Source organism: Acidovorax sp. LjRoot204 (assembly GCF_056175785.1).
Map to the genome: position 1 here is coordinate 1 of NZ_JBGFFF010000026.1, position 25,302 is coordinate 25,302.

Here is a 25,302-nt window from a genome sequence, read left to right on the forward strand (position 1 = left end):
CCCCACAACCGCCCCGCCGCAGGTTTGCCCCCACGCATCGTGTGGGGGCCGCAGACTGGGGGTCGCCTTTCTTTTGGGTACTTTTCTTTGGCGAAGCAAAGAAAAGTACCTCGCCCGCCGGGGCGAYTCCCGGCCTCCGCCCTCAACAAAGGCACACCACCCAATCAGCGCAACGACCAGACACTACAAAATCAATAGCTACCACCGCATATTCCACTAGCGCATCCAGCCCAAAATCCCTCAAACAGGCCCCAAAGCCATCCGCACCGAAGAAGTCACCGACGCATCCCTCGCATGCCGCGTCTCCACCCGGTTGCGCCCCGCCCGCTTGGCGTCATAACAAGCCATGTCCGCCGCATACAACACCGACGGCACATCCTGCAAGCTGGCGTCCAGCACCACCAGCCCAATGCTCACCCCCAGCGTAAAACTGCGCCCCTGGTACGACGGCTCCCACGCACGCACCGCCGCACGCAACTGCTCGGCCACGGCCTGGCCGCGTGCCAGAGCGCAGCCGGGCAGCACCACCGCAAACTCGTCCCCCCCCAGGCGCGCCGCCCAGCCGATCTGGCGCACATGGGACGCCAGCAGCCGGGCCACGTGGCGCAGCACATCGTCGCCCGCGTCATGGCCCGCAATGTCGTTGACCACGGTGAAATGGTCCAGGTCGAGGAACAGCACCACCCCGTCGCCCTGGGTCTCACCGCCCTCCTCATCGGCGGCGGGCACCACAGCGCGCTGGCGGGCCGACCGCTCCGCCATCAGCTGGCCCAGGCGCTCGTCGAACGCGGCGCGGTTGTACAGCTGCGTCAGCGCATCGTGCGCGCGGCCCCAGGACTGCTGCACCTGGGCCTCGCGCGCGGCGGTGATGTCTTCCAGAATCCACACGGTGCCACCGTGCACCTCCTCGGGGCGCACGCCCTGGCCCTGCACGCGGGCCCACACGGGGGTTCCGTCCTTGCGCAAAAAGCAGACATCGCCGTCGAACGCGCCATGCGCCGCCACCTCGGCGCGCACACGGTCTCCCACCTGGGCATAGTCGGCGTCGCTGGCGTACAGGATGCGCGCGGGGCGGCCCTGCAGCTCCTGCGCGCTGTAGCCCAGCATCACACAGGCCTGGTGGCTCACCACCTCCAGCATGCCGTGGCGGGTGATGACGATGCCCACCGGGGCGCTGTCCAGCACGGCCTGGAACTGGCCGACCACCGTGTCCTTGCGCGACTGCTGCAGGCTGCCCTGCTGCACCAGGCCCTGGAACACCCGCACCAGTTCGCCCACCTCGCCGCCCGCGCGGGGCCAATGCACATCTTGCGCAGGCTGCTGGCGCGCGCTGGTCCTGAGCAACTGGCGCGCCTTGAAGGTCAGCTGCGCCAGCGGCTGGGCCATCCAGCCCATCAGCGCCACCGCCAGCAGCATGCACAGCACCATGCTGGCCAACGCCAGCCACCAGGCTTCGCGCTGGGCGCCGCGCAGCGGTGCCAGCAGCGCCTGCGACTGGCTCACGCGCGCCACGATCCATTGCGGCAGCGGCATGCCCGCCATGCTCACGATGTGGTCGGACTGCACATGGGTCATGCCCCGCCCCACCACCGGCTGTGCCTGGCTTTGCCAGCGCGTGTACACCGGGGCCAGGCCCACTTCGTCACGCACCTGGCCCAGCACGCGGGTGGGGTCGGAGTGCGACAGGATGGTGCCGTCGCGGGTGAAGACGATGAGCTGCGAGTCATCGCGCGCGGGCAGCGTCATCGACGGTGGCAGCAGGCTTTGGGATTGCAGGCGCAACGCCCCTGCCACCACGCCCACCACCGTGCCGTCTTCGCGGTGCAACGGCATGGTGAACATGACCCGCGCCTCGCCCCGGCGGCCGGCGATCAGCTCGGACACCAGGGGCTTGCCATCCACCAGGGTGCGGCGCAGGGCATCCCGTTCAGTGGGGTCCAGGTCCGCGGCCTTTTCGATCTGACCGGCGCGCAAATTCAGGCGCAGTTCGCCGTTGTCGCGGGCGACCTGCATGGTGTCGAAGAACTGCACCGCAGGCAGGCCCTGCTGCAGCAGCCATTCCAGCGACGAGGGTGACTCCAGCATCGCCGGTGTGATGCCTGCGGCCACGGTGCGCAGCACCTTCTGGCTTTGTTCGATCTTGCTGGCCAGCAACCGGGCCACCACCTCGACCTCGTCGGTCTGCTGGCTCACCACCCGGCGCATGGCCTCCTGCCCGGAGGCCCGTGTCACCAGCCAGGCGGCCACCGCCCCCGACAGCGCCACCGCCAGCGCCGCCACCAGCATCAGCCGCAGCACCAGGGCGCCGGGCACCAGCCAGCCCGGATCAAGGTCCGGGGCTGCCTTGGGGCCGGGCGGCGGCGTCATGGACGCTTCCCCCCTGCAGGCTGATGGGCACACTCAAAGTTCGGCATGGGGACGGGTCATGGCAGACATGTCCCAACAAATATACGCAGGGCCTGTGCCCAGGGGCTTGGGTGGAACCCTTGGGTAAAGCCAAGGAAAAACCCTGAGCCCGTCGGGGTGCGGGAAGGGAACGGGAAGGGTGTGTGGAGGGATGAAAGCGGACTGCGGCAAGGGCCCTGYAGCGTGGTGCCAGCTCCCACTGCCAGGCAGAACGTGCCACCACCCAAGGCGCATTACCCCGGGGTGCGGGGCTTGTCAGCAAATGCAACGCAAGGGCAGTCCGTGGCTGCCGGCAGGCGCAACGCGACAGTCGCTGCAGGGCGTCAAGAGCGCGGTGTCAAGAACGCTGTGTCAGCAGCCCGCCATCGACTGCAATGCCCGTGGTTGGGGTAGCGCCAGCACATTGCCGGTGCCGTGGATCAGGCCCAGCTCGCGCAGGTGGCGCAGCACGCGCGAGAAGGTTTCGGGCGCAATGCCCAGCTGCGCCGCAATCAGGCGTTTGCGCTGGTGCAGGGTGACCTGCATGGCACCGCTGTGGTCGGGCTGGGCGTGGTTCAGCAGCCACTGCGCGCAGCGCGATTCGGCGTCCTGTGCCAGGCGGCTCACGGCCAGCTCGGACTGCTGCCGGTAGCCCTGCGCCATGTCCAGCAGCAGCCCGCGCGCGCCCGCAGGCATGGCGGCCAGGCTGCGGCGAAACTCTTCGATGGGGATGCGCCGCACATGCACGCGCGTGTCGGCCACCATGTCCACCGGTAGCGGCAGGCCCATCAGGGCCGACGCGGCGTCGAGCCAGAACGGCCCCTCGACGGCACCGAGCTGGTGGCGCAGGAAACCGTCGTCCAGCACACCGCGCAGCACACGGCCGTTTTCGAGGTGCAGCACCGTCGTCAGCACCTCATTGCGCCTGCGCAGCACTTCGCCGGGGGCGATCACCTCGGTGTCAGCGGGCAGAGAAAAAAGGGTAGATGGCAGCATGGAAGCCACTGTGCCGTGCGGCTGCGCCCGTGGCATTGAGCCACATCAAAGCCGCACCATGTCGCCCGCCCGGCACGCCCCAGGTTTGCGCCAAAACACACGAAAACTGCGCCAGCAACGTGCATGGGTGCGCCCTGACCCGACCAAAAAGTATGTAAACAGGTGTTGCACCAGGGCATGGAACTTGCGATGCCCCAACGGCGGGCCTCGCCCTGCACCACGGTGCAACAGGGGCCGCGTCTCCCCTTGCACCCGCCGGACCTCCGGCGCTTTCTTCCCCAGGAATCACTCCATGAAAAAAAACCTGATTGCACTGTCTCTATCGCTCGGTGGCGCCCTGCTGTGCTCCACCGGCGCCCAGGCCCAGAGCTCCGTCCAGCTGATGGGCTTGACCGATGTGTTTGTGGGCTCCATGAAAAACGCCGGTGACGCCGGCAGCAGCAAGGTGGTCAGCAGCGGCGGCATGACCACGTCGTGGTTCGGATTCAAGGGCACCGAAGACCTGGGCGGCGGGCTCAAGGCCAACTTTGCGCTCACCTCGTTCATCAAGGTGGACAGCGGCATCCAGGGTCGATTTGCCAACGACACGTTCTTCTCGCGCGATGCCAACGTGGGCCTGAGCGACAGCTGGGGCACCGTGACCGTGGGGCGCGGCCTGGCCCCCAACTTCCTGCCGTCCATCCTGTCGAACCCGCTGGGCGACTCGTTCACCTTTGCACCGCTGATCCTGCACATGAACGTGCCTCTGTTCAACGGCACGGGCTGGGGTTCGACCACGCCATCCGACACCGGCTGGTCCAACGAAATCATCTACAGCACGCCCAACCTGGGCGGCCTGACCGCCAACCTGCACTACCAGTTTGGCGAGGTCGCAGGCGACAGCAGCAAGAAGAACGTGGGCATCAACGCGCTGTACTTCAACGGCCCCATCACCCTCACCGGCTTTTACGAGCGCGACCAGATGAGCAACCCCGCCGTGCCCAGCACCTACCTGGGCACCACCAAGACCGACTGGATGCTGGGCGGCGCGTATGACTTTGCGATCGTGAAGGCCTTTGCCAGCTACGGCCAGGCCAAGGCCGACAACACCACCAACAAGGCCAAGACGACGCAGCTGGGCGTGTCGGTGCCCGCAGGCGCCACCGGTAAGGTGCTGGCATCGTGGGCGCAGACCAAGATGACGGCCACCGACATCTCGCGCAAGACCTTCACCGTGGGGTATGACTACTTCCTGTCCAAGCGCACCGATGTGTACGTGATGGCCATGAACGACCGCATCACCAACCAGACCAAGGGCAACAGCTTCGGCGTGGGCATCCGCCACCGGTTCTGAGGCCTGCACAGGGCGTCTGGGGCCTTCTTCAAGCCCCAGCGGCCCCAAGCGCCAGTGCAATATGCCTGAAATGCTACAAAACCAGTAGCACTCGGAAATCATTCACGTTGGTGTGCGTAGGGCCGGTGACCAGCAGGTCGTCCAGCCCCRCAAAAAATCCCCAGGCGTCGTTGCGCGCCAGGTGGTCGTCGATGCGCAGGCCTGCAGCGCCTGCGCGCGCCAGCGTGTCGGGGCACACAAAGGCCCCCGCGTTGTCTTCGCTGCCGTCGATGCCGTCGGTGTCGGCCGCCAGCGCCCACACGGCGGGCTCGCCCTGCAGCGCCTGCGCCAGGCCCAGGCAAAACTCGCCCGCACGCCCGCCCCGCCCCCGAGGCACACCGGGTGCACGCGGACGCACGGTGACGGTGGTCTCCCCCCCCGACAGGATCACACACGGCGCCGCAAACGGCTGGCCGCGCCGCGCCACCGCGCGGGCCAGCGCCGCATGCACCTTGCCCACCTCACGCGACTCGCCCTCCATCTCGTCCGACAGCACATGCGCAGGCAGCCCCGCCGAACGGGCCAGCGCGGCCGCGGCTTCCAGTGCCTGCTGCGGCGTGGCGATCAGGTGCACCGCATGCCCGGCAAAACGGTCGTCGCCAGGTTTGGGCGTCTCCAGGCGGCCAGCCTCCAGCGCAGTGCGGATGGCCGGGGGCACCTCGATGCCRTAGCGSKCSAGRATGGCCAGCGCATCGGCGCAGGTGGTCGCATCTGGCACGGTGGGGCCACTGGCAATCACCGACGGGTCGTCGCCSGGCACGTCGCTGATGGTGAGCGTGACCACGCGCGCYGGCGCRCAGGCCGCCGCCAGRCGSCCGCCCTTGATGCGCGAGAGGTGCTTGCGCACGCAGTTCATCTCGCCAATGTGSGCGCCGCTGTCGAGCAGGGCGCGGTTGATGCGCTGCTTGTCTTCCAGCGTCACCCCGTCGCAGGGCAAGGTCAGCAGGGACGAGCCCCCGCCCGAGATCAGGCACAGCACCAGGTCGTGCTCCGTCAGCCCCTGGGTCAGATCGAGAATGCGCTGCGCCGCGGCCAGCCCCGCCGCATCGGGCACGGGGTGCGCGGCCTCGACCACCTCGATGCGCTGCGGCACGCCCGCAGGCCGGGGCGGCACATGCCCGTAGCGGGTGACCACCAGGCCCGACAGGGGCGCGTCCTGCGGCCACAGGGCCTCCAGTGCCTGGGCCATGGCGCCCCCCGCCTTGCCCGCGCCCAGCACCAGGGTGCGGCCCCCGCTCTCGCGGCTGGGCGGCTGGGGCAGCCACTGGCGCATGCCGTGCAGGGGTTGTGCGCTGTGCACTGCGGCATCAAACAGCGCCTTCAGAAAGGCGCGGGGATGGGTGCGGTAGTCCGGCAGGGAGGGACTGGCTGGCTGGGTTTCTGGGTGCATGCCGCGCATTGTGCAGCGGTAGTACCAGTCACGTTGCTGTAACCAGCCTGTCACACGCCACCGGTATCGTCGGCACCCTTGCTCAGGGACCCACAACAGCCATGCACAACACCCCATGGAGCCGACTGGAGGCGATGATGGCGCTGCTATCGCCCGCCGCCCGCCAGGGCACCGGCCCCCTGGCGCGGCTGATGCGCGAGGGCGGGCTGTACTGCGTGTTCCAGCCCCTGGCCGACCTGCGCGAGGGCCAGGTGTACGCACACGAGGCACTGATACGTGGCCCCCAGAACACCCCGCTGCACACCCCCGACAAACTGCTGGAGCTGGCCCGGCACGAGGGCATCCTGCAGGACTTTGAGCTGCTGTGCGTTTACACCGCCATGGAGCAATGGGGCCGGCACGACGCGCCGGGCCGGCTGTTTGTGAACATCAGCGCCGATGCGCTGGTGCATGGCGTCCAGCTGATCGGCGCCACCGAGCTGGGCAACACCGTGCGCAGCCTGGGCCTGAGCGCTCGCATGCTGGTGCTGGAGATCACCGAGCACGAACGCGTGACCGACATGCCCCAGCTGCGCCAGGCCATCAAGGCCGTACATGCCTGCGGCGCGCGGCTGGCGCTGGACGACTTTGGCGATGGCCGCTCCAGCCTCAGGCTGTGGTCCGAGGTGAAGCCCGACTTCGTGAAGATCGACAAATACTTCATCCGCGACATCAGCGACCACCCCGAGAACCTCCAGATGCTGCAGGCCATCAAGGGCATTGCCGACGTGTTCGGCACCCAGCTCATCGCCGAAGGCATCGAAACCCGCGACGACCTGCGCGCGCTGCGCGACCTGGACATCCCCCTGGGCCAGGGCTGGCTGCTGGGCCGCCCGGCCATGGCGCCGCGCGAGGCGGTGGACGACGCGGCGCTGGAGGTGATGCACGACCGCCGCGTGGCCGTGCTGCCGCACCTGGGCCAGACCGCGCGCCCAGGCATCCTGCGCAGCCTGCTGGTGGTGCAGGCACCCACCGCAGCGCCCGCCACCAACAACGACGCCGTGGCCGCCCTGTTCCGCCAGCACACGGACCTGCACGCGCTGGCGGTGGTAGACGGGTCGCGCCCCGTGGCCCTCATCAACCGCCAGCAGTTCATGAATCATTACGCCACGCCGTACTTCCGCGAGGTGCATGGCCGCAAGTCCTGCCTGGCGTTTGCCAACCTGGCGCCGCGCGTGGTCGAGCTGGACTGCGATGTGGACCAGCTCGTTGGCATCCTCACCTCGCAGGACCAGCGCTACCTGAGCGACGGCTACATCGTCACCGACAACGGCCGCTACCTGGGCCTGGGCACCGGCGACCAGCTGGTGCGCGCCGTGACCGAGACCCGCATCGAGGCCGCGCGCCACGCCAACCCACTGACTTTTCTGCCGGGCAACATTCCCATCAGCCTGCACATCCAGCGCTTGCTGGAAAGCGGCACCGAGTTCGTGGCCTGCTATGCGGACCTGAACAACTTCAAGCCCTTCAACGACCACTACGGCTACTGGCGCGGCGACCAGATGATCCGCCTGGTGGCGCGCCTGGCCACGGCACACTGCGACGCACGCAGCGACTTTGTGGGCCATGTGGGCGGGGACGACTTCATGCTGATCTTCCAGAGCAGCAACTGGCTGCAGCGCTGCAAGAACATCGTGGACGAGTTCGCACGCGAGGCCGTCACGCTGTTCGACGACAGCGCACGGCTGGCAGGCGGCATCCATGCCGAGGACCGGCATGGCGTGCAGCGGTTCTTTCCGTGCACCACGCTGGCCATCGGCGCGGTGCGCATCACGCCCGGGCGCTTTCGGTACGCCGAAGAAGTGGCCAACCTGGCCGCCGTGGCCAAGCATGAGGCGAAGCAGGCATCAACCGGGGTGGTGCTGCATGGCGGGTTTACCGAATCCAGCCTGGGGGCGGTGGCTGCCACGCGGGCGCTGCAGGATGTGCTGGCGGCGTAGGGCCTGTTTGGATCGCGCCCCAAGGACGCAACACCAAAGCAAAAACGGGGTTCTGGCTTGCCGGCATTGAGTCCTCGAAGCTGCTCGGCTTAAGGCAAAAAAGTCCGCTTCGGTCCCTTTGTAGCCGCTCGCTGAAGCGTGAATCAGTCTTTGAAAATGCGTGTCCGGCGACCTATCGGGCACTCAAGTTCAAAGCAATGACGCCCAAAACAATGAAGCTTAGACCGGCCAGTCGAAGGAAGCTCGCCGACTCACCAAACCAGAGCATTCCGAGCACCGCCGTCAAAGCTGTTCYGCTTCCCGCCCATACCGCATAGGTAAGTCCGACTTCCATATGCCGGACGGCGATTGCCATAAGCCAGATAGCGGCGGAATAACAAAGCCCTGAAAGGACGGAAGGGAAAATACGTGTGAAGCCATCCGCATAGCGGAGTGCAATGGTTCCAACGACTTCCGAGAGCACGCTTGCCGCCAGTACAAGCCAAGCAAAGGTTGAGTCACGCACAGAGCACCTCTCAAGCCAGGCGCCTATACCGAGCGCGGCCAGAGGTTCTAAGAGCGGTACCCCGGATCAGTATTGGAGAGTATCAGAGGCGCGCCGAAACAGACTAAGGCTCAGTCGAGCCACGTCCGCTTCTTGGCGATTCTGTGAGCGACAGCTTCTGGCCGATTGCCGCGGCACTCAACACATTCAAGGCCCCGTTGCAGCCCCTGCCTCAAACCACTTCCCAATCAACGCACGCTCCGCATCGGTGATGCCCGTGGCGTTGTTCATGGGCATGAGCTTTTGCACGACGGCCTGCTGGTAGATGGCCTGGGCGTGTTGCTTCACGCTGTCGGGCGAATCAAGCCGCAGGTTCTTCATCTGCACCTGCTCGCCGTGGCACATGTAGCAGCGCTGTTCCAGCACCGCCTGCACGGCCTTGAAGTCATTTTGGCTGCTAGCGCCGTTTTTATATGCGCTGGCAGCTCCTGAAACAGGAGCATTCACCACGGGGGTGGCCACCGGTGCGGGGCGCATCCACACAATGGCGCCCACGATCACGGCCACACCCACCAGCGCATACGGCAGCGGGTTGCCGTTGCGGCCCAGCTTGTAGCCGTGGCGCATCACGAAGAACTGGCGGATGGCCGCGCCCGCGAACATCATCAGGATCAGCACCAGCCAGTTTTGCGGGTGGCTCCAGGTGAAGCTGTAGTGGTTGCTCAGCATGGCAAACAGCACCGGCAGCGTGAAATAGGTGTTGTGCACGCTGCGCTGCTTGCCGCGCTTGCCGTGGATCGGGTCCACGGGCTGGCCAGCCTTGATCTGGCTGATGACCGTGCGCTGGCCAGGGATGATCCAGAAGAACACGTTGGCGCTCATGGATGTGGCGATCATCGCCCCCACCAGCAGGAAGGCCGCGCGGCCCGCAAACCAGTGGCAGGCCAGCCACGAGGCCACGCACACCAGCACCAGCACCAGCGCGCCCACAATGGCGTCGCCGTTCTTGCGCTGGCCGAAGATGCGGCAGATGGCGTCGTACAGCAGCCAGAACACCACAAAGAAGCCCAGCGCCACCATGATGGCCGTGGCGGGCGCCCAGTCCATGCGCGACTTGTCGATGAGGTAGGTACTGGCGCTGTAGAGGTAGGACACGGTGAACAGCGCAAACCCGCTGATCCAGGTGCTGTAGCTCTCCCAGAAGAACCAGTGCAGGTGTTTGGGCAACTGCGGCGGCGACACCGCGAACTTGACGGGGTGGTAAAACCCGCCGCCGTGCACGGCCCAGAGCTCGCCGCTCACGCCTTGTTTCTTGAGGTCTTCGTCCTCGGGCGGCGTGAGGCTGCTGTCCAGAAAAACGAAATAGAACGACGAGCCGATCCAGGCGATGGCCGTAATGACATGGACCCAGCGCAAAAGCAGGTTGGCCCAGTCGAGAAAGTAGCTTTCCATATCTCAACCTTGATGGCGCGTTAGCGCCAAACAGCAAACCTGCTCACCACTGCGGGCGCTCTGAGCAGACATTGAGGTCGCGCACCTTGGCCAGTGGGTTGCTGGCCGGGGCACCGCTGCGACCGGTACGTCAAAGTGTATGCAGGAATTGTTCCCGATTCCAGCCCCAACCTGAGGCATTCGGGGCCGGAATTACCCTCATTCCCCAGCCTTTGGCGCTGGCTGCAGCGTCTGCAGCAACTGCGCTGCCACGGCCACGGCAATCACCTCGGGCTCCTTGCCCCCGATGCCGGGAATGCCGATGGGGCACGTCACTTGGGCCAGCTCCTCGGGCGCGAACCCGCGCTCATGCAGGCGGTTGCTGAAGGTGGCCCACTTGGTTTGGCTGCCGATCAATCCGATGAAAGGCAGGTCGCCCTGCTCGCGCTGGCGGCGCAGGCAGGCGGCCACCACGTCCAGGTCYTCGGCGTGGCTGAAGCTCATGATCAGCACGCGGCTGCCGGGTGCCAGGCGGGGCACGGCGAGTTGCACCGGCTCGGAGTGTTCGCAGACCACACCCTCGGGCGGGTCGGGCGGGAAGATGCCGTCCCGGCTGTCGATCCAGGTCAGCGCAAAAGGCAGTGGCGCCAGCACGCGGGCCAGCGCGTGGCCCACATGCCCGCCGCCAAACAGGGCCACCGGGTGCAGGTTGGGTGTGAGGCGCTGGGCCAGCCCCGGGGCGTCTTGCGCCGCGAGAAGCTCAAATCCCAGGTGCACCACCCCGCCGCAGCACTGGCCCAGCGCCGGGCCCAGCGCAAACCGCATCGGCCCAAGCGCCGTCACCGGCCCACCCGCCAGGCGGCGGCGCGCCTCGGCAATCGCCTGCAGCTCCAGATGCCCGCCGCCGATGGTGCCCACCAGCTGGTCGGCAAATACCGCCATCCAGGCGCCGCGCTCCCGGGGCACGGACCCTTGGGTAGACTCCACGGTCACCAGACAGGCTGGCGCGGCCCCCAGGCCGTCCAGCAGCATTTGCAAATTTGTCACCGCGATCCTTTTCGTGACGGACGCAAAACGGGGCCAGGCAAGCGGCTCACCCTCCGGTGAGGCATGTTGCTGCATCCCCTTTGCAGCCGTCGTCATTTTGTAACGTACCACCTTCGCCGCTGGGTTATCGTGCCCGCAGCCTCAGGAACCTTTCACACCATGCCCGACACGCCCTCTCCCCGCTCCACCGGAAAGCGCAGCCACTGGTTGCTGGCAGGCATCATGGCCGTGGGTGCGGCGCTGGTCTCGGCCTGCAAGTCCCCGCCAGAGCCCACGCCAGCCCCCGCGCCCGACAGCGTCCCCTCCACCGGCCCCGATGCCAGCGGCGTCAAGGGCCCCGTGCCTGCCACGGCCGGATCTGCGCGCCCCTCGGCCGCTGCCACACCGCTGGCCTACCGCCAGGATGCCGCCACGCACCTGTATGGGCTGAACCGCGAACGCATCTTCAAAGGCAAACTGCCGCCGCAGCTGTATGCCATCGGTGTGCTGCAGCTCGACATCGACCGCGCGGGCAAGATCACCCGCCTGCACTGGATGCGCGCCCCGCGCCATGCCCCCGAGGTGGTCACCGAAATCGAGCGCACGGTGCGCGCTGCGGCCCCCTTCCCAGTCCCTGCCCGCATGGGCAAGGTCACCTACACCGASACCTGGCTGTGGGACAAGAGCGGGCRCTTTCAGCTCGAYACSCTGACCGAAGGGCAGCTGTAGCAATATCCCCCTGAGCGGCCAGGCCACTTCGGCCGTCAGGCAGCGCTTGCTACGAGCCCCGGTAGGTCGAATAGCTCCAGGGGCTSACSAGCAGCGGCACGTGGTAGTGCTGGTCGGCATGCGCAATGCCGAAGTCCAGGCTCACCTGGTTCAGAAAATTGGGTTCGGGCAGATGCACGCCCCGGGCCTTGAAGTAGCCCGCCACATCAAAGCGCAGCCGGTAGGTGCCGGTGCGCAGGCTGGCGTTGTCGAACAGCGGTGCGTCGGTGCGGCCGTCATGGTTCAGCACCAGGCGCTTGATGAGGGTGGCGTTGTCGCCGTCGGTGGAATACAGGGCCACTTCCATGCCGGCCGCAGGGCAGCCGTTCATGGTGTCCAGAACGTGGGTGCTCAATCCCATGGGGGAATCTCCTGAAGTAAGAGTCTGTCCAATCGGCGACGATTGCCAGATCGCAGCGTGTAGACCAAAAGTGTATACACTTTTCACCATCCACCGTATCATGCAGCCATGGAATCTTCCTCGACCAGCGCCATTGTTGAAGCGCTGACCCGCGCCATCGTAGAGCACCGCCTGCARCCCGGYACCAAGCTGGCYGAGCARAAGCTGGCCGACCAYTTYGGCGTGTCGCGCACGCTGGTGCGCCAGGCGCTGTTCCAGCTGGCACAGAACCGGCTGGTCACGCTGGAGCCCGCACGGGGCGCATTTGTGGCCACGCCCTCGGTCGAGGAGGCACGCCAAGTGTTTGCCGTGCGCCGCATGCTGGAAACCGAAATGACCCGCGCCTTTGTGCGCAGCGTGACGCCCGCCAAGCTGAAGGCCCTGCGCGCCCACGTGGCCAGCGAGAAGACCGCCATGGGCACACACGACGCCAGCACCCGCACCGAGTTGCTGGGCGACTTTCATGTGCGCATGGCCGAACTGATGGGCAACGAGGTGCTGGCGCAGATGCTGGGCGACCTGATCTCGCGCTGTGCACTCATCACGCTGATGTACCAGTCAGCCAGCGCCGCCGAACACTCGCACGAGGAGCACGCCGACATCGTGGCGGCCCTGGCCGCGCGCGACGAAGAACGTGCCGTCGCCTTGATGCAAAGCCACCTCGAACATGTCGAAGCCAGCCTGACCTTTGACCGCAAGCGCCCTGCCAGCGATCTGGCCGCCGCCCTGGCCTCTTGAAAACCACCCCACCATGATCTACGACACCACCCAGGCCTACCCCCGCGACCTTATTGGCTACGGCAAGACCCCGCCCCATGCGCAGTGGCCCGGTAGCGCGCGCATTGCCGTGCAATTCGTCCTGAACTACGAAGAGGGCGGCGAAAACGCGGTGCTGCATGGCGATGCGGGCAGCGAGCAGTTCCTGTCCGAAATGTTCAACCCGGCCAGCTACCCCGAGCGGCACATGAGCATGGAGGGCATTTATGAATACGGATCGCGCGCTGGCGTGTGGCGCATCCTGCGCGAGTTTGAAAAGCGCCAGCTGCCCCTCACGGTGTTCGGCGTGTCCACGGCCCTGCAGCGCCACCCCGACCTCACGGCGGCTTTTGTGGAGCTGGGCCACGAGATTGCGTGCCATGGGCTCAAGTGGATCCATTACCAGCACATCCCCGAAGAGGTGGAGCGCGCCCACATGCAAGAGGCGATGGAAATCATCCAACGAATGACGGGCGAAAGGGCGTTGGGCTGGTACACCGGCCGCGACAGCCCCAACACCCACCGCCTGGTAGCCGACTACGGCGGCTTTGAATACGACAGCGACTACTACGGCGACGACCTTCCCTTCTGGATGAAGGTGCAAAAGACCGACGGCAGCGTGGTGCCCCAGCTCATCGTGCCCTACACGCTCGATTGCAACGACATGCGCTTTGCGCTGCCCCAGGGCTATTCGCACGCCGACCCGTTCTTCCAGTACATGAAGGACACCTTCGATGCGCTGTATGCCGAGGGCGACCCGGCCGGCGACAACGCACCCAAGATGATGAGCATTGGCATGCACTGCCGCCTGCTSGGSCGSCCSGGCCGCATCACSGCGCTGCAGCGCTTTCTSGAYCACATCGCACAGCACGACAAGGTGTGGGTGGCCCGCCGTATCGACATCGCGCGCCACTGGAAGGCCGTGCACCCCTACCCCACCACAAAGGCCTGATGACCATGGCATGGACCCTTGACCAACTGAATGCCGCCACGCCCGCGCAAGCCCTGGAGGCGCTGGACGGCGTGTACGAGCATTCACCCTGGATTGCCGAGCAGGCGCTCACGCAGCGGCCATTCCGCTCGCTGGCGCACCTCAAGCACGCCCTGGCGCACGCGGTGCGCACCGCCAGCACCGAGGCGCAGCTGGGCCTGATCCGCGCCCACCCCGAGCTSGCGGGCAASGCCATGGTGGCGAAAAGCCTCACCGCCGAATCGACCAACGAGCAGTCCAAGGCGGGCCTGACGCAGTGCACGCCCGAAGAATTTGCGCGCATCCAGCAGCTCAATGCGGACTACAACGCCCGCTTTGGTTTCCCCTTCATTCTGGCCGTGCGCGGACCGCGTGGTACGGGCCTGCCACGCAATGAAATCATCGAGACTTTCGCGCGGCGCCTGAATAACCATCCAGAGTTCGAACTAGCCGAGGCGCTGCGCAACATCCACCGCATYGCYGARATCCGSYTSGACGACAAGTTCGGCTACGTGCCGGAGCTTGGCAACCTAACCTGGGATGCCCACGAGGAGCTTGCCAAGTACAGCGACCCCGGTTTTTCCGAAAAAGGTCAGCTCACCGTCACCTATCTGACTGAGGCACATCGCGCCTGCGCCGAGCGAATCGAGTTCTGGATGAAAAACTCGTGCGGCTTTGACGAAGTAACTATTGACGCCGTTGGCAACGTGGTCGGCCGCTACCACCCGGCCAGCCCGGGAGCCCGATATCTCATGACTGGCAGCCACTACGACACCGTGCGCAATGCCGGCAAGTACGACGGGCGCCTGGGCATCTTTGTGCCCATGGCTTGCGTGCGTGCACTGCACCAAGCGGGCAAGCGTCTGCCGTTTGGCATCGAGGTGATTGCCTTTGCCGAAGAGGAGGGCCAGCGCTACAAGGCCACCTTCCTGGGTTCGGGCGCGCTCATCGGGCACTTCAACCCTGCCTGGCTTGACCAGGAGGATGCCGATGGCGTGACCATGCGCGCTGCCATGCAGCACGCGGGGCTGTGCATTGACGACATTGCCAAGCTGCAACGCGACCCGGCCCAGTACCTGGGCTTTATTGAAGTCCACATCGAACAGGGCCCGGTGCTCAACGAGCTGGACCTGCCGCTGGGCGTGGTCACCTCCATCAATGGGGGCGTGCGGTTTGTGGGGGAGATGATCGGCACCGCCAGCCACGCAGGCACCACCCCCATGGACCGCCGCCGCGATGCGGCCGTAGCCGTGGCAGAGCTGGCGCTGTACATCGAGCAGCGCGCCGCCCAGGACGGAGACTCGGTGGGCACGATTGGCCTGCTCAACGTGCCCGGCGGCTCCATCAATGTGGTGCCGGGCCGCTGCCAGTTCAGCCTGGACCTGCGTGCACCCACCGATCCGCAACGCGACGCACTGGTGCGCGATGTGCTGGACCACCTGGGCCAGATCGCTGCCCGGCGCGGCCTGCGCTACACACTGGAGGAATCCATGCGCGCTGCCGCCGCCCCCAGCGCCCCCGCCCTGCAGCACCAGTGGGAGCGTGCGGTGGACCACCTGGGCGTGCCTGTGTTCCGCATGCCCAGTGGGGCAGGCCACGATGCCATGAAGCTGCACGAAATCATGCCGCAGGCCATGCTGTTCGTGCGCGGAGAAAACTCCGGCATCAGCCACAACCCGCTCGAATCCACCACCAACAACGACATGCAACTGGCCGTGGACGCCTTCACCCAGGTGCTGCACCAGCTTGCCGAGGAACAACAACCATGACCACCCCGAACCACCACGCCGCGCTGGACGCCTGGATCGACCAGCACTTTGACGAAGAAGTGCGCTTTCTGCAGGCCCTCGTGCGCGTGCCMACCGACACGCCKCCCGGCAACAACGCGCCSCAYGCCGAGCGYACSGCCGAGCTGCTGAAGGACTTTGGCTACGAGGCCGAAAAGCACGCCGTGCCCACTGCCGATGTGTTGGCCTACGGCATGGAATCCATCACCAACCTCATCGTGCGCAGACCGTACGGCAGCGGTGGCAAGACCATCGCCCTGAACGCCCACGGYGACGTGGTGCCSCCCGGCGAAGGCTGGACRCACGACCCCTACGGYGSCGAGATTGYCGAYGGCRSCMTSTACGGCCGCGCSRCCGCCGTGAGCAAGAGCGACTTYGCGAGCTTCACCTTYGCSSTGCGSGCSYTSGAAGCCGTGGCCAGGCCCACCCAGGGCGCGGTAGAGCTGCACTTCACCTACGACGAAGAGTTTGGCGGCGAACTCGGCCCCGGCTGGTTGCTGCAAAAGGGACTGACAAAGCCCGACCTGATGATTGCCGCCGGCTTCAGCTACGAAGTGGTCACCGCACACAACGGCTGCCTGCAGATGGAAGTGACGGTGCACGGCAAGATGGCCCATGCCGCCGTGCCCCACACCGGCGTGGACGCCCTGCAGGGCGCCGTGCACATCCTGAACGCGCTGTACGCACAAAACGACGAGTACAAGAAGGTCACGTCCAAGGTCGAAGGCATCAAGCACCCCTACCTGAACGTGGGCCGCATCGAGGGCGGCACCAACACCAACGTCGTACCCGGCAAGGTGATGTTCAAGCTCGACCGCCGCATGATCCCCGAGGAAAACCCGGTGGAGGTTGAAGCCAACATCCGCCGCGTGATCGAACAGGCTACAGGTGAGCGCGCCGGTATCAGCGTGGAGATCAAGCGCCTGCTGCTGGCCAACGCGATGACGCCGCTGGCTGGCAACAAGCCCCTGGTCGATGCGATCCAGCAACATGCCCAGGCCGTGATCGGTGAACCGGTACCCGCCGTGGGCACGCCGCTCTACACCGATGTGCGCCTGTATGTGGAGCGCGGCATTCCCGGCGTGATTTACGGTGCAGGCCCCCGCACGGTCCTCGAATCGCACGCCAAGCGCGCCGACGAGCGCCTGCAGCTCGAAGACCTGCGCCGCGCCACCAAGGTGATTGCACGGACATTGAGCGACTTGCTCGCCTGAGGGCCCACAGGGCAGTAAGTAATGCACGCAGCACATCAGTGCTGCGCTTCAATGTCATGGCGAGATTGCCTCTGGCAGCCCTTTGACCGACCTACACTGGCGCGGGCGCATCCTTCGGCTGGGTGCGCCCGTTGTCATTTCCAGATTCCACACACCAGGAGATATCCCATGAACATTCGTCATACGCTGCTGGCTGGCAGCGTTGTGCTGGCCCTGGCCAGCCTCACGGCCTGCGGCAGCACGCCGCCGGTAGCCACGGCTGCACCCGCGCCCGCAGTGCAGCAGACCGCCTCGGCCCAGGCCGCCAGTGCAGCCTACGACTTCGACATGGATGTGTTCCACCCCGTGGTGGCACGCAATGGCATGGTCGCCTCCGAGCAGGAGCTGGCCTCGCAGATTGGCCTGGACATCCTCAAGGCCGGCGGCAACGCTGTGGATGCGGCCGTGGGCATTGGCTTTGCGCTGGCCGTGGCCCTGCCCAATGCGGGCAACCTGGGTGGTGGCGGCTTCATGATGGTGCACGACGCCAAGACCGGCAAGAGCGTGGCCCTCGACTTCCGCGAAGTGGCGCCATCGAAGGCCACGCGCGACATGTACCTGGACGCCAAGGGCAATGTGGTGGACGGCAAGTCGCTGTACACCCACTATGCCGTGGGCGTTCCCGGCACCGTGGCGGGCATGGAACACGCACTCAAGAGCTGGGGCACCCTGCCCCTGTCGCGTGTGATCGCACCGGCGATTGAACTGGCGGACAAGGGCTTCCCGGTGAGCGAAACGCTCGCCAAGATCCTGCAGCAAGAGAAGAAGAACATGGGCAAGTGGCCTGCCACCCAGGCCATCTTCTGGAAGAACGGCGAACCCCTGAAGGTGGGTGACCCGCTGGTGCAAAAAGACCTGGCGCAATCCATGCGCCTCATCGCCCAGCAGGGCGCCAAGGCGTTCTACGAAGGCGAGATCGCCCAGAAGATCGCCGCCGAAATGGCACCCCACACAGGCGCCATCACCCTGCAGGACCTGCGCGAATACAAGGTGGCCGAACGCGTCCCCACGCGTGGCACCTACCGTGGCTACGAGATCGTGACCATGCCCCCACCCTCCTCGGGCGGCCCGCACCTGGTGCAGATCCTGAACATGCTGGAGCCCCTGCCCCTGGCCCAGTGGGGCCCCAACAGCGCGCAGACCATCCACCACATGGCCGAGAGCAGCAAGCTGGCATACGCCGACCGCTCCGAATACCTGGGCGACCCAGACTTCGTGAAGATCCCGCTGAAGGGCCTGACCTCCAAGCGCTATGCCGAATCGCTGGCCAAGGGCATCGACCCCAACCGCGCACGCCCGGCCAAGGAGATCAAGCCCGGCCAGCCCCAGCCGTATGAGAGCGACCAGACCACCCACTACTCGGTGGTGGACAAGGCGGGCAACGCCGTGGCCGTGACCTACACGCTGAACACCAACTTCGGCAGCGGCATCGTCGCCAAGGGCACGGGCATCCTGCTCAACAACGAGATGGACGACTTCTCGGCCAAGCCCGGCGTGGCCAATGCCTATGGCCTGGTCGGTGGCGACGCCAACGCAGTGGCCGCCAAGAAGCGCCCCCTGTCGTCGATGACGCCCACCCTGGTGCTCAAGGACGGCAAGCCCACGCTGGTCACTGGAAGCCCTGGCGGCGCGCGCATCATCACCACGGTGCTGCAGACGGTGGTCAACACCATCGACTTCGGCATGAACCCTGCGGAGGCCGCAGCGGCACCCCGCGTGCACCACCAGTGGACGCCGGACGAGCTGCGCGTGGAAAAGGGCCTCTCGCCCGACACCATTGCCCTGCTCAAGCAACGCGGCCACAACATCGCGGTCAAGCCTTCGATGGGCCGCACGCAGACCATCCAGATCCGTGGCGGCGCGCTGTACGGCTACTCGGACCCCCGCAACCCCGACGGCAAGACCCTCGGCTACTGATTGCCGGCGCCCGCTTGATGCGGGCGGTCTGTGCTTGTCAACATTTGCGAGGCCACGCCCCACAAAGGCGTGGCCTTTTTATTGCCGCCTCTGGCAACCCCATGCGGGCATACCCTCATACCGCCACTCTTCAGACTTGCCTACAGTTCTTGTATGCAAGATTTGCGTTCAAAAAGCTACTGAAGGAGTTGGCATGCCCCGGTTTTTCAAATCCCTTTTTGGTCAGGTGGTGCTGGCCTTGATAGCCGGTGTGGTGGTGGGCCTTGTGTGGCCCGACACCGCCATTGCGCTCAAGCCCCTGGGAGACGGCTTCATCAAGCTSATCAAGATGMTCATCCCGSTSMTSGTSTTCTGCGTGGTGGTGCAYGGCATYGCAGGCRCKGGCGACCTSMAGCGSGTRGGSCGGGTSGGCGTSAARKCGCTGATCTACTTCGAGGTGSTCACCTCCATCGCCCTGGTGCTGGGCCTGGYGCTGGCSTTCKKGTTCSAGCCCGGCGTGGGCATGAACGTGGACCCCAAGGCGCTGGACCCCAAAGCCATGGGCGCCTACGCCGAAAACGCCAGCAAGCTCACCGGCGGCGGTTTCACCGACTTCTTGCTCAAGCTCATCCCCACCACCGCCGTGAGCGCGTTTGCCAACGGCGACGTGCTGCAGGTTCTGCTGTTTTCCATCGTTTTTGGCTGCGCCCTGGCATTGATCGGTGAGCGCGGGGCGCGGGTCACCGGCCTGATCGATGACCTGTCGCATGTGCTGTTCAAGACCATGGGCCTCATCATCAAGCTCGCACCGTTGGGTGTGCTGGGCGCCATCGCGTTCACCGTGGGCAAATACGGCCTGGGTTCCCTCAAGCAGCTGGGCATGCTGGTGGCGCTGTTCTACGCCGCGGTGGTCATCTTCGTCGTGGTGGTGCTGGGCCTCATCATGCGGGTGTCGGGCTTCAGCCTGTTTAAGCTGCTGCGCTATCTGCGCGAGGAACTGGCCGTGGTGTTTGCCACCACGTCGTCCGACAGCGTGCTGCCCCAGATCATGGCCAAGCTCAAGCACATGGGCATCCGCGATTCGACCGTGGGCCTGGTGATCCCCACGGGCTACTCGTTCAACCTGGACGCGTTCTCGATCTACATCACACTGGCCGCCGTGTTCATCGCCCAGGCCACCAACACGCCGATTTCCATGGCCGACCTGCTGACGATCCTGGCGATCTCGCTGGTCACCTCCAAGGGCGCTCACGGCGTGCCCGGCTCGGCCATCGTCGTGCTGGCAGCCACCTTGCAGGCCATCCCCGCCATCCCGGCGATTGGCCTGGTGCTGGTGTTGTCGGTGGACTGGTTCATGGGCATCGCCCGCGCGCTGGGCAACCTCATTGGCAACTGTGTCGCCACCGTGGCCGTGGCAGCCTGGGAAGGCGACATCGACCGCGAACGCGCCCACGCCGTGCTGGATGGTCGCGAGCCACCCTCGCCGCGTGCCTGATCGGGCAAGCCCCGACACAGCACGCGACAATCCGGCCATGAGCATCAACCAGACCCAGATCGCCCAGCAGGTGGTGGAATCCATCCTGGCGCAAAAACTCTCCCCCGGCGAGCGCCTGGGCGAGCAGGAGCTGGCCGATCTGTTCGGCGTGAGCCGCACGCTGGTGCGCGAGGCCCTGATGCAGCTGCAGGCACGGGGCTTTGTGGAAGTGCGCTCGCGCCGGGGCTGGTACGTGGTGGAGCCCTCGGTGGAGGATGCGCGCGACGCGTTCTCCGCCCGGCGCATCATCGAATCGGGCATCCTGGCCGATGCGGGCCGCCCGCTGCAGAGCGTGACCCGCCGCCTGCGTGCGCACATCGCCGACGAACAGCAGGCCATCGAAGGAGCTGACGCTGCCACACGGGCCTTTTTGCTCGCAGATTTCCACGTCTGCCTGGCCGAAGCGATGGGCCACCGCAGCCTGAGCGACATCCTGCGCGACCTCACGGCGCGCACCACCCTGGCCGCGTCGCTGTACCAGTCGCAGCACGCGGCCAGCCAGTCTTGTGCGGAGCATGCCGCCATTGTGGAGGCGCTGGAGGCCGGCAACACCACCCTGGCCCGCGAACGCATGCTCGCCCACATTGGCCATGTGGAAGGCGCCCTCAACCCCGGCCAGCCGCTGGTGCGCGACCGCCTGCGCGAGTCGCTGGCACCGCTGACCAGTCAACGCACCAAGGCTGCATCCACGGACCTGGGCTAGCTGACGCCGGGCACGCCCCGGCCCCTAACCTTCCCATCGCCTGCGTCCACGGCAGGCGGGTACTTTGCTGCGCCCCTCTAAGGGTTAACCGGGATAAGCGCTCTCGGTCATTTTGTATACGATTTTTGTATGGACATCTGTGCACCATTCGGCACAGGTTTCCATTCCGTATTCAAAACCCAACCCCCGAAGGACACCCATGAACCCGCCCGTACACCCCGTGGACGAACACCTGCCCCTGGGGCGACTCACGGCGCTGGGCCTGCAGCATGTGCTGGTGATGTATGCGGGTGCCGTGGCGGTGCCGCTCATCGTGGGCCGTGCGCTCAACCTCACGCCCGACCAGGTAGCCAAGCTGATCTCGGCCGACCTGTTTGTGTGCGGGCTGGTCACGCTGATCCAGGCGCTGGGCGCCTCGCGATGGTTTGGCATTCAGCTGCCGGTAATGATGGGGGTGACCTTTGCCTCGGTGGCGCCCATGATCTCGATGGCGCAGACCACCGGCGGCACCGCCGGGGCCGGGCTGATCTTTGGCTCGGTGATTGGCGCGGGGGTGATCTCCATCCTGATCGCGCCACTGGTGAGCCGCATGCTCCGTTTCTTCCCGCCGGTGGTGACCGGCACCATCATTGCGGTCATCGGCATCAGCCTGATGCGCGTGGGCATCAACTGGATCTTTGGCAACCCCGTGGGCCCCACGGCGCCCAGCGTGCCCAACCCCGAGCACCTCAAGTGGCTGGCCGATGCGCAGGCCGCTGCCGGAGCCCCCGGCTCGTCACTGCCACCGGTTCCCAAGGGGTTTGCGGTGGTGCCCACGGTGCCCAACCCCAAGTACGCCGACCTGACCGGTGTGGGCATCTCGGGCCTGGTGCTGCTGTCCATCCTGCTGATYGYCAARTTYGCCAAGGGCTTCGTCGCCAACATCTCGGTGCTGCTGGGCATCGTCATTGGTGCGGTGGTGGCCGTGGCGCTGGGCATGATGAACTTCGACAAGGTGGCCAAGGCGCAGTGGTTTGACCTGGTGCTGCCGTTCGAGATTGCCGGCCCTGTGTTCGACCCCATCCTGATCCTGACCATGACCCTGGTGATGATCGTGGTCATGATCGAATCCACCGGCATGTTCCTGGCCCTGGGCGAGATGACCGACCGCAAGGTGGACCAGGCAGCCCTCACGCGCGGCCTGCGCACCGATGGCCTGGGCACGCTGCTGGGCGGCATCTTCAACACCTTTCCGTACACCAGCTTCTCGCAGAACGTGGGTCTGGTCGCCGTCACCGGCGTCAAGAGCCGCTTTGTGTGCGTGGCGGGTGGTGTGATCCTGATCGTGCTGGGCGTGCTGCCCAAGATGGCCGCACTGGTCGAGTCGCTGCCCACCATGGTGCTGGGCGGCGCGGGGCTGGTGATGTTCGGCATGGTGGCGGCCACGGGCATCCGCATCCTGGGCGGGGTGGACTTCAAGACCAACCGCTTCAACGCCATGATCGTGGCAGTTTCCATCGGCGTGGGCATGGTGCCGCTGATCGCGCCCAACTTCCGCCAGTGGATGCCGCACGCCATCCACCCGCTGATCGAATCCGGTATCCTCCTGGCCTCGATCACGGCGGTGGCCCTGAACGTTTTCTTCAATGGCGCCAGCCGCGACACCTCCGCCGCTGTCAACGCCGCACGCCAGGCCGACGCCCACTAGCATCCCGCCTGCCCGCTGCCGAAAACCTGCCACTGCCCGCGTGGCTCCGCCCCCTGTCCGCCATGGCTGCCAGGGGGTTTTGGCTTCATGCTGCATACGCATAAACCTGCATGTCCGCCGCCCACGCCATCGGGTACCCTTGTTTTTGCTTTCCGCCCAGGACTTCCAGGATTTCCGCATGACACAGAACATTTCCGCCGCCGAACAGGCCCTGCGCGACGCTGCGCGCGAATACCACCGCAACCCCACCCGGGGCAAGATTTCGGTCACCCCCACCAAGCCTTTGTCCAACCAGCGCGACCTGTCGCTGGCCTACTCGCCGGGCGTGGCTTACCCATGCCTCGACATCGCTGCCGACCCGTCCAAGGCGTTTGACTTCACCTCGCGCGGCAACCTGGTCGCGGTGATCACCAACGGCACGGCGGTGCTGGGCCTGGGTGACATCGGCCCGCTGGCCAGCAAGCCGGTGATGGAAGGCAAGGGCTGCCTGTTCAAGAAGTTCGCGGGCGTCGACGTGTTCGATATCGAACTGGCCGAACGCGACCCCGACAAGCTCATCGAAATCATCGCGGCGCTGGAGCCCACGCTGGGCGGCATCAACCTCGAAGACATCAAGGCACCCGAGTGCTTCTACATCGAGCGCGAACTCAGCAAGCGCATGAATATCCCGGTGTTCCATGACGACCAGCACGGCACGGCCATCATCAGCAGCGCGGCGCTGCTCAATGGCCTGGAGCTGGTGGGCAAGCAAATCGACCAGGTGAAGATTGCCGTGTCGGGCGCAGGTGCGGCCGCCATTGCCTGCCTGAACGTGATGGTGGGCCTGGGCGTGAAGATCGAGAACGTCTTCGTGTGCGACTCCAAGGGCGTGATCTACGAAGGCCGGCCCGGCGGCTACGACGAATCCAAGGCGGCCTACGCGCAAAAGACCGACGCCCGCACGCTGGCCGATGCGGTCAACGGCGCCGACGTGTTCCTGGGCTGCTCGGCCCCCGGCGTGCTCACGGCCGAGATGGTCAAGACCATGGGCCCCAAGCCCATCATCCTGGCCCTGGCCAACCCCGAGCCCGAGATCCGCCCCGAACTCGCCAAGGCCATCCGCCCCGACTGCATCATCGCCACGGGCCGGTCGGACTACCCGAACCAGGTCAACAACGTCCTGTGCTTCCCTTACATCTTCCGCGGTGCGCTGGACTGCGGTGCCACCAAGATCACCGAGGCCATGAAGCTGGCCTGCGTGCGCCAGATCGCCGACCTGGCCAAGGCCGACATCAGCGAAGAAGTGGCCAGCGCCTATGCAGGCAAAGAGCTGACCTTTGGCCCCGATTACCTCATCCCCACGCCGTTCGACTCGCGCCTGATCCTCAAGATCGCGCCCGCCGTGGCCAAGGCCGCTGCTGAATCGGGCGTGGCCACGCGCCCCATCGAAGACATGGAGGCCTACAAGGAAACGCTGTCGCGCTTTGTCTACCAGACCGGCATGCTGATGCGCCCCGTGATCAACGCGGCCAAGGCCCTGCCCGATGCACAAAAGCGCGTAGCCTACGCCGACGGTGAAGACGAACGCGCCCTGCGCGCCGCGCAGATGGCCATCGACGACAAGATCGCCACGCCCATCCTCATCGGCCGCCCCGCAGTGATTGCCGCGCGCATCGCCAAGGCCGGCCTGCGCATGCAGCTGGGCAAGGACGTGGAGGTGTGCAACCCCGAGGACGACCCGCGCTTTCGCCAGTACTGGGAGCACTACCACCAGCTCATGAAGCGCAACGGCGCCTCGCCCGAAGTGGCCAAGGCCGCCGTGCGCCGCTCCAACACCATCATCGCCTCGCTGATGGTCAAGCTGGGCGATGCCGATGCCATGATCTGCGGCCTGGTGGGCACGTATGAAACGCACCTGGAGCGCATCCACAGCATCATCGGCCGCCAGGAAGGCGCCCACAACTACGCGGCGCTGAACGCGCTGATGACCAACCGGGGCACGCTGTTCATTGCCGACACCTATGTGAACGAAGACCCCACGGCCCAGCAGCTGGCGGACATCGCCTGGATGTCGGTGCAAGAGGTGCAACGCTTTGGCATCCCACCCAAGGTCGCCTTCCTGTCGCACTCCAGCTATGGCTCGTCCAAGCGCGCATCGGCCCGCAAGATGCGCGAGGCGCGCGACCTGTTCGTGGCCGCCCACCCCGAGATCGAGTGTGATGGCGAGCTGCACGGCGATGCCGCGCTGGAGCCGAACATCCGCAACGCCTACATGGCGGATTCGACCCTGACGGACTCGGCCAACCTGCTGATCTGCCCCAACCTGGATGCTGCCAACATCCTCTACAACGTGCTCAAGACGACCACCAGCGGTGGCGTCACGGTGGGCCCCATCCTGATGGGCGCCGCTGCCACGGCCTACATCCTGACCCCGGCCGCCACCGTGCGCCGCGTGCTCAACATGACGGCCCTGGCCGTGGCCAGCGCTGCCGCCCGGCCACGCTGA

General features: G+C 66.0%; 19 protein-coding genes. 12 read left to right on the plus strand and 7 right to left on the minus strand.

All coding sequences use genetic code 11. The features are described 5' to 3' along the window. Positions 1 to 240 precede the first annotated feature (240 nt). Together AC04MI_RS07435 and AC04MI_RS07440 are read right to left on the minus strand one after the other, a co-directional pair. Complete coding sequence (locus tag AC04MI_RS07435; RefSeq protein WP_436078132.1) at positions 241 to 2,367, minus strand: sensor domain-containing diguanylate cyclase; 2,127 nt, start codon at positions 2,365 to 2,367, stop codon at positions 241 to 243. 390 nt (positions 2,368 to 2,757) lie between these two features. After that, positions 2,758 to 3,381, minus strand: coding sequence for a Crp/Fnr family transcriptional regulator (locus tag AC04MI_RS07440; protein ID WP_056060781.1), 624 nt, complete (start codon positions 3,379 to 3,381; stop codon positions 2,758 to 2,760). 292 nt (positions 3,382 to 3,673) lie between these two features. Here AC04MI_RS07440 and AC04MI_RS07445 point away from each other — a divergent pair, with 292 nt between their 5' ends. Next, positions 3,674 to 4,714 (plus strand): porin, encoded by a 1,041-nt coding sequence (locus AC04MI_RS07445; protein WP_436078133.1) that lies wholly within the window; start codon positions 3,674 to 3,676, stop codon positions 4,712 to 4,714. A gap of 73 nt (positions 4,715 to 4,787) precedes the next feature. On the opposite strand, the gene AC04MI_RS07450 is transcribed toward AC04MI_RS07445, so the two are convergent. Beyond that, positions 4,788 to 6,143 carry a glycerate kinase type-2 family protein gene (locus tag AC04MI_RS07450; RefSeq protein WP_476497482.1) on the minus strand — a complete coding sequence of 452 codons (1,356 nt, stop codon included), beginning with the start codon at positions 6,141 to 6,143 and terminating at the stop codon, positions 4,788 to 4,790. Positions 6,144 to 6,244: 101 nt separating this feature from the next. On the opposite strand from AC04MI_RS07450, the gene AC04MI_RS07455 reads away from it, so the two are divergent. Continuing rightward, complete coding sequence (locus tag AC04MI_RS07455; protein WP_436075656.1) at positions 6,245 to 8,122, plus strand: EAL domain-containing protein; 1,878 nt, start codon at positions 6,245 to 6,247, stop codon at positions 8,120 to 8,122. 172 nt (positions 8,123 to 8,294) lie between these two features. Here AC04MI_RS07455 and AC04MI_RS07460 read toward each other — a convergent pair whose 3' ends face one another. The 3 genes from AC04MI_RS07460 to xdhC form a co-directional block, all read right to left on the minus strand. After that, complete coding sequence (locus AC04MI_RS07460; RefSeq protein ID WP_476497484.1) at positions 8,295 to 8,627, minus strand: DMT family transporter; 333 nt, start codon at positions 8,625 to 8,627, stop codon at positions 8,295 to 8,297. A gap of 186 nt (positions 8,628 to 8,813) precedes the next feature. Then, entirely contained in the window at positions 8,814 to 10,058 is a 1,245-nt protein-coding gene (locus AC04MI_RS07465; RefSeq protein ID WP_436078134.1) for a urate hydroxylase PuuD, read from the minus strand. 198 nt (positions 10,059 to 10,256) lie between these two features. After that, positions 10,257 to 11,084 carry a xanthine dehydrogenase accessory protein XdhC gene (gene xdhC, locus AC04MI_RS07470; RefSeq protein ID WP_436078135.1) on the minus strand — a complete coding sequence of 276 codons (828 nt, stop codon included), beginning with the start codon at positions 11,082 to 11,084 and terminating at the stop codon, positions 10,257 to 10,259. 222 nt (positions 11,085 to 11,306) lie between these two features. Here xdhC and AC04MI_RS07475 point away from each other — a divergent pair, with 222 nt between their 5' ends. Continuing rightward, positions 11,307 to 11,792 (plus strand): hypothetical protein, encoded by a 486-nt coding sequence (locus AC04MI_RS07475; protein ID WP_476497502.1) that lies wholly within the window; start codon positions 11,307 to 11,309, stop codon positions 11,790 to 11,792. Between the two features lie 49 nt (positions 11,793 to 11,841). Here the strand turns inward: AC04MI_RS07475 and uraH are convergent, their stop codons facing one another. After that, on the minus strand, positions 11,842 to 12,192 hold the full coding sequence (uraH, locus tag AC04MI_RS07480) for a hydroxyisourate hydrolase (protein ID WP_099729445.1): 351 nt from the start codon (positions 12,190 to 12,192) through the stop codon (positions 11,842 to 11,844). 108 nt (positions 12,193 to 12,300) lie between these two features. Between uraH and AC04MI_RS07485 the strand changes: the two genes are divergently transcribed. The 9 genes from AC04MI_RS07485 to AC04MI_RS07525 all read left to right on the plus strand — a co-directional run bounded on the left by AC04MI_RS07485 (position 12,301) and on the right by AC04MI_RS07525 (position 25,302). Further along, positions 12,301 to 12,969: a GntR family transcriptional regulator gene (locus tag AC04MI_RS07485; RefSeq protein WP_108496883.1), complete on the plus strand. Its 669-nt coding sequence runs from the start codon at positions 12,301 to 12,303 to the stop codon at positions 12,967 to 12,969. 13 nt (positions 12,970 to 12,982) lie between these two features. Continuing rightward, a complete protein-coding gene (puuE, locus tag AC04MI_RS07490) occupies positions 12,983 to 13,939 on the plus strand; it encodes an allantoinase PuuE (protein WP_436078136.1) in 957 nt (318 codons plus the stop codon). Positions 13,940 to 13,944: 5 nt separating this feature from the next. Next, positions 13,945 to 15,726, plus strand: a complete 1,782-nt coding sequence (gene uraD / locus AC04MI_RS07495; RefSeq protein ID WP_476497487.1) for a 2-oxo-4-hydroxy-4-carboxy-5-ureidoimidazoline decarboxylase — start codon at positions 13,945 to 13,947, stop codon at positions 15,724 to 15,726. Next, positions 15,723 to 16,958, plus strand: a complete 1,236-nt coding sequence (locus tag AC04MI_RS07500; RefSeq protein ID WP_476497489.1) for a M20 family metallopeptidase — start codon at positions 15,723 to 15,725, stop codon at positions 16,956 to 16,958. Before uraD ends, AC04MI_RS07500 begins: the two co-directional genes overlap by 4 nt. Before the next feature lie 168 nt (positions 16,959 to 17,126). Further along, positions 17,127 to 18,914 carry a gamma-glutamyltransferase gene (gene ggt / locus AC04MI_RS07505; RefSeq protein WP_436075658.1) on the plus strand — a complete coding sequence of 596 codons (1,788 nt, stop codon included), beginning with the start codon at positions 17,127 to 17,129 and terminating at the stop codon, positions 18,912 to 18,914. A gap of 193 nt (positions 18,915 to 19,107) precedes the next feature. Continuing rightward, positions 19,108 to 20,388 (plus strand): C4-dicarboxylate transporter DctA, encoded by a 1,281-nt coding sequence (locus AC04MI_RS07510; RefSeq protein ID WP_476497490.1) that lies wholly within the window; start codon positions 19,108 to 19,110, stop codon positions 20,386 to 20,388. Between the two features lie 37 nt (positions 20,389 to 20,425). Further along, positions 20,426 to 21,130 carry a GntR family transcriptional regulator gene (locus AC04MI_RS07515; protein ID WP_099729440.1) on the plus strand — a complete coding sequence of 235 codons (705 nt, stop codon included), beginning with the start codon at positions 20,426 to 20,428 and terminating at the stop codon, positions 21,128 to 21,130. A gap of 199 nt (positions 21,131 to 21,329) precedes the next feature. Continuing rightward, positions 21,330 to 22,817, plus strand: a complete 1,488-nt coding sequence (locus tag AC04MI_RS07520) for a nucleobase:cation symporter-2 family protein (protein WP_476497491.1) — start codon at positions 21,330 to 21,332, stop codon at positions 22,815 to 22,817. Between the two features lie 178 nt (positions 22,818 to 22,995). Further along, entirely contained in the window at positions 22,996 to 25,302 is a 2,307-nt protein-coding gene (locus tag AC04MI_RS07525) for an NADP-dependent malic enzyme (protein WP_099732010.1), read from the plus strand.

What these genes read in the sequence shown, in the direction of transcription:
- AC04MI_RS07435 (WP_436078132.1), bottom strand. Translation starts at nt 2,367, where the DNA reads ATGACGCCGCCGCCCGGCCCCAAGGCAGCCCCGGACCTTGATCCGGGC.
- AC04MI_RS07525 (WP_099732010.1), top strand. Translation starts at nt 22,996, where the DNA reads ATGACACAGAACATTTCCGCCGCCGAACAGGCCCTGCGCGACGCTGCG.
- AC04MI_RS07440 (WP_056060781.1), bottom strand. Translation starts at nt 3,381, where the DNA reads ATGCTGCCATCTACCCTTTTTTCTCTGCCCGCTGACACCGAGGTGATC.
- ggt (WP_436075658.1), top strand. Translation starts at nt 17,127, where the DNA reads ATGAACATTCGTCATACGCTGCTGGCTGGCAGCGTTGTGCTGGCCCTG.
- AC04MI_RS07465 (WP_436078134.1), bottom strand. Translation starts at nt 10,058, where the DNA reads ATGGAAAGCTACTTTCTCGACTGGGCCAACCTGCTTTTGCGCTGGGTC.
- AC04MI_RS07515 (WP_099729440.1), top strand. Translation starts at nt 20,426, where the DNA reads ATGAGCATCAACCAGACCCAGATCGCCCAGCAGGTGGTGGAATCCATC.
- AC04MI_RS07455 (WP_436075656.1), top strand. Translation starts at nt 6,245, where the DNA reads ATGCACAACACCCCATGGAGCCGACTGGAGGCGATGATGGCGCTGCTA.
- AC04MI_RS07445 (WP_436078133.1), top strand. Translation starts at nt 3,674, where the DNA reads ATGAAAAAAAACCTGATTGCACTGTCTCTATCGCTCGGTGGCGCCCTG.